Below are 12,851 nucleotides of genomic sequence, written 5' to 3' on the forward strand. Positions count from 1 at the left end.
CTGGCCCGTTAACCTGTCCGGGAACGACGTCGCCGACGGCGTCCCGCGCCACCCCAGGAGATTCCATGGCCCAGCGACTGATCGCGATCCTGCTGCTCACCCTGCTGGCGTCGCCCGCGCTGGCGCAGGCGACGATCGCCTGGCCCGAGCCCGCCTGGCTCACGTCCCACGGCGCCGAGCGCCCGGCGCAGCTGAGGGCGGCGCGACTGGACATCGTCCAGGCCGGCACGCAGGTCGAGGCGAGCATCGAACTGGTGCTGCACAACCCCAACGACCGCGACCTCGAGGGCCAGCTGGAGTTTCCGCTGCAGCCCGGCCAGGAGATCACCGGCTTCGCGCTCGACATCGGCGGCGAAATGCATCCGGCCGTGCCCGTGGAAAAGGGGCGGGGGCGCGAAGTGTTCGAGGCGATCGAGCGTCGCCAGGTCGACCCGGCGCTGCTTGAGCGCACCGCGGGCAATCACTTCCGGCTGCGCATCTTTCCCCTGCCGGCCGGCGGCGAGCGCCGTGTCCGGCTGAGCTTCGTGCAGGTGCTGGCGCGCGACGGCGACCAGCTCGCGCTCCGGCTGCCGCTCGACTTCGCCCGTGGACTCGGCGCGCTGCCGCTGCAGGTGACCGGCTCGCCGGTGGCGGCCGGTGCCGATGCCGGCGCGGTCGCCTTCGCGCGCCGCGGTGACCGCGCGACCGCCGTGCTGGATCGGGCCCGGATCGCGCATCCGGGCGGCCTGGTCCTGCGCTGGTCGCAGGCCGACCTGGCACCCGTGCAGGTGCAGCAGGACGGCGAGACCCGCTATTTCGTGGCCGAGCTGGCGGTGCCGGGTGTCGCCACGGCGCGCGCCCTGCCCAAGCGGATCGGGCTGCTGTGGGATGCGTCGGGATCGGCCGGCCGGCGTGACCAGGGCCTGGACTTCGCGCTGCTGGACCGGTATTTCGCGGCGGTCGGCGACGCCGAGGTCCGGCTGCAGGTGCTGCGCGACCGTGCGTCGCCGGCGACCACGCACCGGATCCGCGGCGGCGACTGGTCGGCGCTCAAGGCGGTGCTGCGCGGGCTGCCCAACGATGGCGCCAGCCACCTCGCGGGCTGGGTGCCGGAGCCGCGCACCCAGGAATTCCTGCTCTTCAGCGACGGCCTGGCCAACTACGGCGCGGGGCCGATGCCTGGCCTGCGCCCCGGCCAGCGGCTGTTCGCGATCAACAGCGCCGGCGCCCGTGCCGACAGCGCGCGACTGCAGGCGGTGGCCGAAGCCCGCGGCGGCCGCCTGATCGAGCTGTCGGCCGCCTCGGGCCTCGAGCGTGCGGTGCATGACCTGCTGCAGGACGGGGCGCGCATCGTCGCGCTCGACGGCGTCGGCGTTCGCGAGCTGGTGGCGCAGTCGCGCCATGCCATCGACGGCCGGCTGAGGATCGCGGGTGAGCTGGTGTCGGCGCGCGGCAGCGCCAAGGTCACCCTCGAGCAGGGCGGCCGGGTGACGACGCTGCCGCTGGTCGTCGACGCATCGACGGCGGGGGAAGGGCGGTTCCTGGCCCAGGTGTGGGCGGGCTTCCGGCTGCGCGAGCTGCAGGCCGAGCCGCTGCTCAACCGCACGCGCATCCGGCGGCTGGGCGAGCAGTTCGGCCTGGCCACCGCCGAAACCTCGCTGATCGTGCTCGAGAGCCTGGCGGACTACGTTCGCTACGACATCACGCCGCCGGCCGGGATGCGCGAGGCCTTCCTGGCCGCGCGTCGGGAGACCGCCGAATCCGAGGCGACCCTGCGCCGGGAGCATCTGGAGGATGTGCTGCAGGCCTTCGAGGCCCGCAGCCGCTGGTGGGCCACGGACTTCCGCGGTCGCCGGGCGGACAAGGTGGATGCCGACGGCAAGGCGATCCCGGAGAACGCCGAGGCCGTCCCGATGAGCGGCGACGCGTCGGGGGACGCGGCGGCCCGGGTTGGCCTCGCCTCGTCGCCGGAACCGCAGCCGACGCCGATGCCGACGCCCATGGCGCCGCCCGCCGTCGCCGCCGCGGATGCCGCCGCCGACGCCGAGCGGTTGCAGCGCCAGGTCGTCCCGGCCGCGCCGGCCGACGGACGGGAACGGTTTTCCTCGCCTCCGGCGCCGGTTGCCGCCGCGGCCGCGCCGGCGTCGGAAGCGGCGTCCCTGGATGCCGTCCGGATCACGGGCGCCAGGATCACCGAGGGCACGCCCGAAGCCGTGATCGCCATCCAGCCCTGGGTGCCCGACTCGGACGTGGCGCGACGGCTCCGTGCCGCCCCGGCCGCGCAGGTTTATGCGCTTTACCTCGATGAGCGCGAGGCGCATGCCGACAGCCCCGCGTTCTACCTGGACGTGGCCGACATCCTGATCGCGCGCGGCCAGAAGGACCTCGCCCTGCGGGTGTTGTCCAACCTCGCGGAACTGCAGCTCGAGAACCGGGCGCTGCTGCGCATCCTGGGCTACCGGCTGATGCAGGCGGGCGACGCCCGGGACGCGGTCCCGGTGTTCGAGCGCGTGCTGTCGATCGCCGGCGAAGAGCCCCAGAGCCATCGCGACCTCGGGCTGGCGCTGGACGCCACGGGCCAGCCGCAGGCGGCGATCGACGCGCTGTCCGAGGTGGTGCTGCGGCCCTGGGATGACCGCTTCGGCGGCATCGCGCTGATCGCGCTGTCCGAGATCCAGGCGATCGCCGCGCGCATGCGCGGCCGCGCGGACCTCTCGGCGCTGCCCCCGGCCCTGCATCGGAACCAGCCGCTGGCGCTGCGGGCCGTGCTGACCTGGGACAGCGACAACACCGACATGGACCTGTGGGTGACCCAGCCCGACGGCGAGCGAAGCTACTACGGCAACCAGGCGACCGTGGCCGGCGGCCTGCTGTCCGAGGACTTCACCGGCGGCTACGGCCCCGAGGAATACGGCATCCGGCGGGCGCTGCCCGGGACCTACCGGATCGAGGTCGACTTCTTCGGCGAATCCTCGGCCCTGGTGTCGGGCGCGGTGACCGTGCAGGTCTGGCTCAGCACCGGGTTCGGGACTCCCGGGCAGGCGGACGAATGGGTGACGGTGAGGCTGTCCGAGGGCGAGGACGCCATGCTGGTCGGCGAGTTCGAAGTGCGCTAAGCCGCGGTCTCCGGGCGACCGGCCGGCGCCACCCGCGACGTCGGTGGCGCCGGGGCTCTGGTATCATTCGCGGCCGATCCAAGCCAATGCGGGACACCATGGAACTCAATCCCATCCGCCAGCGAATCGCCGACCTCAAGGGCCGGCTGGATTCGCTCAGGGGGTATCTTTGACTTCGACCAGAAGGTCGAACGTCTCGAGGAAGTAAACCGGGAGCTGGAAAGCCCCGACGTCTGGAACGACGCCGAGCGCGCACAGTCGCTGGGCCGCGAGCGCGCCTCGCTTGAGAAGGTGGTCCACGGCATCCGCAGCCTCACCGACAACCTGGTCGGCGGCGCCGAGCTCGTGGACCTGGCCGAGATGGAGGACGACGCCGACACGGTCGCCTCCGTGGTCGAGGACGTCGAGAAGACCGCCAGGGAAGTCGAGCAGCTCGAGTTCCGCCGCATGTTCTCCGGCAAGATGGACGCCTGCAGCGCCTTCGTCGACATCCAGGCCGGCGCCGGCGGCACCGAGGCCCAGGACTGGGCCGAGATCCTGCTGCGCATGTACCTGCGCTGGTGCGAAGCGCGCGGCTGGAAGACCGAACTGATGGAAGTCAGCGGCGGCGACGTCGCCGGCATCAAGTCGGCCACCTTCAAGGTCGAGGGCGAGTACGCCTACGGCTGGCTCAAGCTCGAGACCGGCGTGCACCGGCTGGTGCGCAAGTCGCCGTTCGACTCCGACAACCGCCGCCACACCAGCTTCACCTCGGTGTTCGTGTCGCCGGTGGTGGACGACAGCATCGACATCACCATCAACCCGGCCGACCTCAAGACCGACGTGTACCGCTCGTCCGGCGCCGGCGGCCAGCACGTCAACAAGACCGAGTCGGCGGTGCGCATCACGCACGTGCCCACCGGCATCGTGGTGGCCTGCCAGAACGGCCGCAGCCAGCACCAGAACCGCGACATGGCGATGCAGATGCTGGCCGCGAAGCTCTACGAGCTCGAGATCCAGAAGCGCAACGCCGAGCGCGACGCGGTCGAGGCCACCAAGTCCGACATCGGCTGGGGCAGCCAGATCCGCAACTACGTGCTCGACCAGAGCCGCATCAAGGACCTGCGCACCGGCATCGAACGCAGCGACACCCAGAAGGTGCTCGACGGCGACCTCGATGAGTTCATCGAGGCCAGCCTGAAGGCCGGCCTGGCGGTCGGCGCGAAACGCTCCGACGCCTGAGGCGCCACCCGGCCCTCCCGCTCATGTAGAAGCGGCTTCAGCCGCGCAGTTTTCCGCGAGAAGCTTCGCGGCTGAAGCCGCTCCTACGGAAACCAAACCCCGACCAAGCGATTCCGCCATGACCGACCAGCCAAGCCAGACCCCGCCCGCCACCGACGAGAACTCGCTGATCGCCGAGCGCCGCGCGAAACTCACGGCGCTGCGGGGGCAGGGCATCGCCTTCCCGAACGACTTCAAGCGCGCCGACTACGCCAGCGACCTGCAGGCCGAGTTCGCCGACAAGGACGAATGGACGGCCGAGAAGCTCGAGGCGCTCGATCGCCGGGTGGCGGTCGCCGGGCGGCTGATGGCCAAGCGCGTGATGGGCAAGGCCAGCTTCGCCCAGGTGCAGGACATGGGCGGCCGCATCCAGCTCTACCTGCAGGGCAGCGACCTGGGCGAGAGCTACGACGCCTTCAAGGGCTGGGACGTGGGCGACATCGTCGCCGTCACCGGCGGCCTGACCCGCACCCGCACCGGCGAACTGTCGGTCAAGGCGACCTCCCTGCGGCTGCTGACCAAGTCGCTGCGGCCGCTGCCGGACAAGTTCCACGGCCTGGCCGACGTCGAGCAGCGCTACCGCATGCGCTACGTCGACCTGGTCATGAACCCGGAGGCGCGCGAGGTGTTCGTGCAGCGCTCGCGCATCGTTTCGGCGATGCGTGCCTGGCTCGACGGCCGCCGCTTCCTGGAAGTGGAGACGCCGATGATGCATTACATCCCCGGCGGCGCCACGGCCAAGCCCTTCACCACCCACCACAACGCGCTGGACCTGGACCTGTACCTGCGGGTCGCGCCCGAGCTCTACCTCAAGCGCCTGGTGGTCGGCGGCATGGAGCGCGTGTACGAGATCAACCGCAACTTCCGCAACGAGGGCGTGTCGACCCGGCACAACCCCGAGTTCACCATGCTCGAGCTGTACGAGGCCTACGCCACCTACCACGAGGTGATGGACCTCACCGAGGAGCTGATCCGCGAGGTGGCGCTGCGCGTGCGCGACACCACGCACCTGCAGTGGGAGGGGATGTCGATCGACCTGGGCCCGCCGTTCCGGCGCTGGTCGATGACCGACGCGGTGCTCGAGCACAACCCGGAGATCAAGCGCGAGGAGCTGCGCGACCTCGACGCCATGCGCGCCCATTGCCAGCGCCTGGGCATCAAGGCCAAGGCCAGCTACGGCTGGGGCAAGCTGCTGCTGGAGATCTTCGAGAAGACCGTCGAGCACACCCTGGTGCAGCCGACCTTCATCACCGACCATCCGGTCGAAGTGAGCCCGCTGGCCCGCGCCAGCGACAAGGACCCGGGCCTGACCGATCGCTTCGAGCTGTTCGTCGGCGGCCGCGAGATCGCCAATGGCTTCTCCGAGCTCAACGACCCCGAGGACCAGAAGGCCCGCTTCCTGGCCCAGGTCGAGGCCAAGGACGGCGGCGACGACGAGGCCATGCACTTCGACGCCGACTATATCCGTGCGCTCGAGTACGGCATGGCCCCGACCGGCGGCCTGGGCATCGGTATCGACCGGCTGGTGATGCTGGTCACCGACTCGGCCTCGATCCGGGACGTGCTGCTGTTCCCCTACATGCGGCCGGAATCCTGAGCATTCGCTCAGGATTCCCCCTCGATCCGCTGCGCGGATCGTGGGCCCCGGGGCTCATGACTTCCAATCCCCTGCGGCTGTCGCCGCGCCCCCCTTACCAAGGGGGGCTTCCCACCGGGGTGATGCGCGAAGTGTTTGCGAGTTCGGTGAAGGTTTGTCGGGCAAGTGCTTGCCGGGGTTGAATTCCCGGGGGTAAGCTGGGGTCGAGCCGCGGGTCCCCGCGGCAATCACGGTGTCCGCACCCGGGAGCTCCACGTGAATGTACTGATCGTCGATGACCAGCCGTCGCAGCGGACCATGTTCCGCCATTTGCTGGAGGACATCAGTCCCGAGGTGAAAGTCACCGACTTCGGGGATCCCGTGGAGGCGCTGCTGTGGTCGCAGCGCAGTTCGCCCGACCTGCTGCTGCTCGACTACCGCATGCCCAAGCTCGACGGCCTGGAGTTCGCGCGCCGCTTCCGCCGGCCGCTGTCGCACCGCGACGTGCCCATCATCCTGATCACCGTGGTCGGCGACGAGCCGATCCGCAACGCGGCCCTCGAGGCCGGGGTCATCGACTTCCTGGTCAAGCCGGTGCGCCCGCGCGAACTGCGCTCGCGCTGCCGCAACCTGCTGGCGCTGCGCCAGCAGCAGCAGAACCTCAAGTCGCGGGCGCATGAGCTTGAGCGCCAGCTGCTGGCCCGCATGCACGAGCTCGACGAACGCGAGCGCGAAGTGCTGCACCGCCTGGCCAAGGCCACCGCCTACCGCGACGGCAGCTCGGGCAACCACTTCGAGCGCATGGCGCGCATCTCCTCGCTGGTCGCCGAGGCGATGGGCCTGCCCGAGGACGAGGTCAAGATGATCGAGCTGGCCGCCCCGCTGCACGACATCGGCAAGCTGGGCGTGTCCGACGCCATCCTGCTCAAGCCCGGCAAGCTCGACGACGCCGAATACGCGCAGGCCAAGCAACACCCGCGCCTGGGCTACGAGATCCTCAGCGATTCGAGCAGCCGCTTCGTGCAGGTGGGCGCCAGCATCGCCCAGCACCACCACGAACGCTGGGACGGCGCCGGCTATCCCGCCGGCCTCAAGGGCGAAGCCATTCCGCTGCCGGCGCGCATCGTCGGCCTGGTGGACGTGTTCGACGCGCTCACCACGCCGCGCCCCTACAAGGACGCCTGGACCCTGGCCGCCGCCTTCGACTACCTCAAGCAGCAGTCCGGCCATCAGTTCGACCCGGCCGTGGTCGACGCGGTGATGGCGCGCCGCGATCGCATCGAGGAAATCCACCGCTACTTCGCCCCGGCCCCGGGCGCCGACTGAGCCGCCGACCGGCCCGCGAGGCCGACGCCGGACCCCGGATGCCATGATCCGCGCCTTCGCCAACCGCCCCGACAGCGAACATGCCCAGGCGCTGGTGCGGCTGGTGATCGCGGCGGTGCTGCTGCTCTACCTTGCCGGCGTGGCCAGCTCGTCGGGCGCCACCGACCAGGTCCGGCTCAGCGTCCTGATCCTGCTCGCCGAAACCGTGCTGGGCCTGGGCCTGGTGATCGCGATCATGGTCTCGCCGGGCGTGTCGCATCCGCGGCGGGTGATCGGCATGCTCGCCGACTACGGCACCCTGTTCGCGATGATGACGATCAAGGGCGAGGTGCTCGCACCCCTGTACGTGATCATCCTGTGGGTCACCGTGGGCAACGGCCTGCGCTATGGCACGCACTACCTGTTCGCGGCCATGGGCCTGGCCACGCTGACCTTCCTGGCCGTCATCCAGGCCACGCCCTATTGGCAGCAGAATCCCTACCTGGCCTGGGGCCTGCTGGTCGGGCTGGTGGCCATCCCCGGCTACCTGATCAGCCTGCTGCGCGACCTGCGCCGCGCCGGCGAGGAGTCCCGCCGCGCCAACGCGGCCAAGAGTCGCTTCCTGGCCAACATGAGCCACGAGTTCCGCTCGCCGCTCAACGGCATCATCGGCATGGCCGAGCTGCTGTCGAGCACGCGGCTGGCGCCCGAGCAGCGCGAATGCGCCGACGTCATCCACACCTCGGCGCAGTCGCTGCTGCTGCTGGTCGAGGACGTGCTGGACATCTCCGCGATCGAGGCCGGCAAGCTCAAGCGCCAGGACAGCGAGTTCGCCCCGCGCGAGCTGGCACGGCGCATCCGCACCATGCTGGGGCCGATGGCGGCCGGCAAGAACCTGCAGTTCAACATCGACCTGCCCGATGCGGTGCCGGCGCGCCTGAGCGGCGACGTCGGCCACCTCAGCCAGATCCTGCTGAACCTGGTGCACAACGCCATCAAGTTCACCGAGGCGGGCAGCGTGTGCCTGGACGTGCAGGTGCGCGAGCGCCTGGGCGATCGCGTCCGCCTGCGGTTCTCGGTGCGCGACACCGGCATCGGCATCCCGGACGACGCCAAGGTCCGCATCTTCAAGGCCTTCGAACAGGTCGACGGCGGGGCGACCCGGCGCTTCGGCGGCACCGGCCTGGGCACCACGATCGCCAAGACGCTCACCGAGCTGCTGGGCGGGCACCTGGACGTCGAGGACAATCCCGGCGGCGGCAGCCACTTCTGGCTCGAGCTCGACTTCGCGGTGGTGGCGGCCAGCGAGGCGACGGTCGCGGCCGAGGGCGGCGGCAAGATCATCGCCTTCGACGATCCTTTCGTGCGCCACCGCGCCCGGGTCCGGCCGCTGCGCATCCTGGTCGCCGACGACCAGCCGGCGAACCGCCTGGTGCTGCAGCGCCTGCTCGAGCGCGCCGGCCATTCCACCGTGTTCGCCGAGAATGGCGAGCAGGCGCTGGAGCGGCTGGAGGAGGAAACCATCGACGCCGCCATCGTCGACCTGCACATGCCGGTGATGGATGGCCTGGAGATGATCAGGCAGTCGCGGGTGATGCAGGCCGGTGGCCCGCGCACGCCGATCCTGGTGCTCAGCGCCGATGCCACCGTGGACGCGGTGCGCGACGCCGAGGCGGCCGGCGCCTATTCCTTCCTCACCAAGCCGGTGGTGGCCTCGCGCCTGCTCGAGACCCTGGCCGAGATCGCCGGCGGCGGCCAGGACGAGTCGGTCGCGGCGGCCCGCAAGGACCGGCTGGTGCCGACCCTGCGCACCGACGTGCTCGAGGAGCTGGCGGGCATGGGCCTGGGCAAGGACTTCCTGGAGGACTTCGTCGACCAGTGCCTGCGCGACGCCAGCCGCTGCCTGGCGGAGGCCGAGCGCGGGGCCGCGACGTCGAAGTGGGAAGCGGTGCGCGAGGCCGCGCATGCGCTCAAGGGCGTGTCGGAGAACATCGGTGCCCAGGCGCTGGTCGAGCGCAGCACCGAGATCATGCGCGCCAGCGATGCGGTGCTGGCGAAGGAATGGCGGCGCTACGTGGGCATGCTGGGGTCGATGCTCGAGGCCACGGCGGAACAGGTCCGTCGCGAGCTGGTGCGCATCGCCACCCCGCCGCAAGGGGAGGCATCCCGGCCCCCGGACCACGAGTCCGGCTGACGCGGGACGCCGGGCGATGGCCGCCGCCCTTGCACGGCGGCCACCGCGGTCCGGCGGTCAGACGACCTGGCGCAGGCTCGGGGCCTCGCCGACGCGACGCTGCTGGGCACGCACCAGGCGCTCCATGTTCAGCAGGCCGCGCTCGCTCAGGCGCATGGCGGCGTCCACCCAGGTGGCGGTGACGCTCATCAGCTCATCCAGGCTGACCGGGTTGCAGGTGGCGCGCACGGTGTTGAGCGAACGCAGCGCATTGCCCATCCGGCGCCGGCGGCGGACCAGGTCGCGCGCGGCCTGCAGGCCTTCGCCGCGCGGCACCAGCAGGTCCACGACGCCCATGCGATAGAGCTCTTCGCTGGAATAGATGTTGCCGTCGAGCATCATCCGCTCGGCCTGGGCCGGCGTGACCCGGCGCGACAGGAACGTGTAGGCGCCCATGCCGGGGAAGAGGTCGAACAGCACCTCCGGGAAACCCATGCCGGTGCCTTCCTCGGCGATGATGGTGTGGCAGCACAGCGCGGCTTCGAAGCCGCCGCCCAGCGCGTCGCCCTGGACCACGGCCACGCTGTGGACGCGGTCGTCGGCCAGGCGCGCGAAGTGGAAGGCCACCGAGACGCACAGCTGGGCGTAGGCCAGCAGGCGGGCGCGGTCGCCGCCGCGGATCAGGCGGCTGAACAGCTCGAGGTCGCCGCCGAGGTTGAACACGTCCGCCTTCGAGGCCAGCACCAGGTGCCGGATCTCGCCGCCGGGGCTCGGCTCGTTGGCCATGCGCGCGGCGATCTGGCGCTGGCATTCGCGCAGCTCGACCAGCAGCGGCTCGGAGAAGCAGGGGCGGTAGCCCGGGCGCGGGTTCTGGTGCATGAAGCACCATTCGATGCCGGACTCGGCCTCGGACTTGTGGTCGATCAGGCTGAAGCTGGCGTCGCGGTTGATGCTCTCGACGATGGACATGGACATGGCGGCTCTCCGGGCAAGGGTAGGGGCGTCGCCCTACACGCTAACGTCGGAAAACGCAAGGGCGGCCGGGCCATGCTACACCCGCCGCCCGGCCGCCGTTGTGCCCGCCTAAGAGCTTTTCGATCCCCGGCCGGGGACCGGGTGCCGGCGGCTCAGGCCGCCGGCTTGGGGGCGTCGCGCAGTTCGCGGCGCAGGATCTTGCCCACGTTCGACTTGGGCAGCTCGGTCCGGAACTCGACCAGGCGCGGCTGCTTGTATCCGGTGAGGTTCTCCTTGCAGAACGCCCGGACCTGGTCGGCGCTCAGGCCGGGGTCCTTCTTGACGATCACCACCTTCACCGCCTCGCCCGACTTGTCGTCGGGCACGCCCACGGCCGCGACTTCCAGCACGCCGGGCATCAGGGCGATCACGTCCTCGACCTCGTTCGGGTAAACGTTGAAGCCCGAGACCAGGATCATGTCCTTCTTGCGGTCGACGATGTAGAAGAAGCCGCGCTCGTCCATCTTGGCCATGTCGCCGGTGTGCAGCCAGCCTTCGGCGTCGATGACCTTGGCGGTTTCCTCGGGGCGCTGCCAGTAGCCGGCCATCACCTGCGGCCCGCGGATGCAGAGCTCGCCGATCTCGCCGACCGGCAGCTGCTTGCCGCCGTCGTCCTTGACGCAGGCGTCGGTGGACGGGATCGGCAGGCCGATGGCGCCGTTGTAGTCCACCAGGTCCATCGGGTTCATGCAGGCGGCGGGCGAGGTCTCGGTCAGGCCGTAGGCCTCGACCAGGGTGATACCGGTGACCTGCTTCCAGCGCTCGGCGACCGCGCGCTGCACGGCCATGCCGCCGCCCAGCGACAGGTGCATGTGCGAGAAGTCGACCTGGTCGAATCCCGGGGTGTTGAGCAGGCCGTTGAAGAGCGTGTTGACGCCGGTGATCGCGGTGAACGGGATCTTCCTGAGCTCGGCCACGAAGCCCTTCATGTCGCGCGGATTCGTGATCAGGTGGTTGAGGCCGCCGAACTTCATGAAGACCAGGCAGTTCGCCGTCAGCGCGAAGATATGGTAGAGCGGCAGCGCGGTGATGATGACCTCGTGGCCCGGCTTGGCGTTCGAGCCCAGCCACATCGACGACTGCTGCATGTTCGCCACCAGGTTGCGGTGGGTGAGCATGGCGCCCTTGGAAACGCCGGTGGTGCCGCCGGTGTACTGCAGGAAGGCGATGTCGTGGCCGCGGATGTCGATGGCGGGCAGGGTGTGCCGGGCGCCCTTGGCCAGCGCGTCGCCGAAGCGGATCGCGCCGGGCAGCTCGTACTCGGGCACCTGCTTCTTGACGTGGCGCAGGACGAAGTTGACCAGGGTGCCTTTCGGGAAGCCCAGCATGTCGCCGACGCCGGTGACGAGCACCTGCTTGATCGGGGTGTCCGCCACCACGTCGGCCACCACGTGCGCGAAGTTCTCGAGCACGACGATGGCGCTGGCGCCGGAGTCGACCAGCTGGTGCTTGAGCTCGCGCGCGGTGTACATCGGGTTGGTGTTGACCACCGTCAGGCCGGCGCGCAGCACGCCGAAGATGGCGATCGGGTACTGCAGGATGTTGGGCATCATCAGGGCGACGCGGTCGCCCTTCTTGAGCTTGAGCTCATGCAGCAGGTAGTTTGCGAACTGGGTGCTCAGCCGGTCGACGTCGCCGTAGCTGATGACCTTGCCGAAATTGCCGAACGCGGGGTTGGTGCGGTATTCGCGGCAGGCCTCGTCGAGCACCGACACGATCGACGGGTATTTCTCCAGGTCGATTTCGGCCGGGATACCCTCCGGATAATTCGCCAGCCAAGGACGCTCGGAACCCATGAATAACCCCCCGTTGAAAGATCGCTGCCACCCTCGCCGGGCCGCGGGCGCGGGCCCGATGCCGGATTGGAGTATTCACTCGATTGGAGCATACCCCCCAAGCGCAGGCAAGGCGGTGGGCGTATGGTTTCGCGCGCTCGTCACGCCGCTGTTCGCGCTGGTGCTGGCGGCCGCGGCAGGCTGTTCCCGCGAGCCCCCGGAGGAGGCACTGAGGGCGACCATCGCGTCCATGCAGGAAGCGGCCGAAGCCCGCGACGCCGAGGCGCTGGTGGAGGCGTTCGCCGAGGATTTCGCCGGGCCGGACAACATGGACCGCGACCAGTTCCGTCGCTACGTGGCGCTGGCCTGGCTGCGCAGCCGCGAGGTCGGCGTGCGGCTGGGGCCGCTGGAGGTTGAGCTGATCGGCGACCGGGCGCGGGTCGCGTTCACCGCCGCCACCACGGGCGGCGAAGGCTTCCTGCCAGACAGTGCCCAGGTCTGGCAGGTCCGCACCGGCTGGCGCCTCGATGACGGCGAGTGGCGCCTGATCTCTGCCGAGTGGGAAGAAGCCCTGTAGGCGGGCCTTCAGGCCCGAGGCTCCCCGCAAAATGCAGGAGGGCCTCCAGGCCCGAAGCCCTTCGGCGAAGGGCTTC

The 12,851-nt window shown here is 70.3% G+C and carries 7 protein-coding genes and 1 pseudogene; 6 read left to right on the forward strand and 2 right to left on the reverse strand.

Going from position 1 to position 12,851, the window contains the following annotated elements:
* The first annotated feature begins 65 nt into the window (after positions 1-65).
* From VFQ84_RS04180 to VFQ84_RS04200, 5 genes and pseudogenes are all read left to right on the forward strand, one after another.
* On the forward strand, positions 66-3,095 hold the full coding sequence (locus VFQ84_RS04180) for a VIT domain-containing protein (protein ID WP_325129521.1): 3,030 nt from the start codon (positions 66-68) through the stop codon (positions 3,093-3,095).
* Positions 3,096-3,193: 98 nt separating this feature from the next.
* Positions 3,194-4,316, forward strand: a protein-coding gene (gene prfB, locus VFQ84_RS04185; RefSeq protein ID WP_325129523.1) for a peptide chain release factor 2 whose coding sequence is annotated in 2 segments (ribosomal slippage) — positions 3,194-3,265 and positions 3,267-4,316 — 1,122 coding nt in all. Because the reading frame shifts where the segments join, the coding sequence is not laid out codon by codon here.
* Between the two features lie 118 nt (positions 4,317-4,434).
* Entirely contained in the window at positions 4,435-5,952 is a 1,518-nt protein-coding gene (gene lysS / locus VFQ84_RS04190; RefSeq protein WP_325129526.1) for a lysine--tRNA ligase, read from the forward strand.
* 246 nt (positions 5,953-6,198) lie between these two features.
* Positions 6,199-7,257 (forward strand): annotated as a pseudogene (locus VFQ84_RS04195) (HD domain-containing phosphohydrolase); the annotation flags it as partial.
* A 43-nt stretch (positions 7,258-7,300) separates the two neighbouring features.
* Positions 7,301-9,430 carry an ATP-binding protein gene (locus tag VFQ84_RS04200; protein ID WP_325129528.1) on the forward strand — a complete coding sequence of 710 codons (2,130 nt, stop codon included), beginning with the start codon at positions 7,301-7,303 and terminating at the stop codon, positions 9,428-9,430.
* 57 nt (positions 9,431-9,487) lie between these two features.
* Here VFQ84_RS04200 and VFQ84_RS04205 read toward each other — a convergent pair whose 3' ends face one another.
* Positions 9,488-10,384: a crotonase/enoyl-CoA hydratase family protein gene (locus tag VFQ84_RS04205; RefSeq protein ID WP_325129530.1), complete on the reverse strand. Its 897-nt coding sequence runs from the start codon at positions 10,382-10,384 to the stop codon at positions 9,488-9,490.
* A gap of 152 nt (positions 10,385-10,536) precedes the next feature.
* Entirely contained in the window at positions 10,537-12,219 is a 1,683-nt protein-coding gene (locus tag VFQ84_RS04210) for a long-chain fatty acid--CoA ligase (RefSeq protein ID WP_325129532.1), read from the reverse strand.
* Positions 12,220-12,334: 115 nt separating this feature from the next.
* Between VFQ84_RS04210 and VFQ84_RS04215 the strand changes: the two genes are divergently transcribed.
* On the forward strand, positions 12,335-12,775 hold the full coding sequence (locus VFQ84_RS04215) for a nuclear transport factor 2 family protein (protein WP_325129534.1): 441 nt from the start codon (positions 12,335-12,337) through the stop codon (positions 12,773-12,775).
* Positions 12,776-12,851: the final 76 nt, after the last annotated feature.

Origin of the sequence: Arenimonas sp. (assembly GCF_035721105.1) — a bacterium.
Taxonomy (GTDB): Bacteria; Pseudomonadota; Gammaproteobacteria; order Xanthomonadales; family Xanthomonadaceae; genus Arenimonas.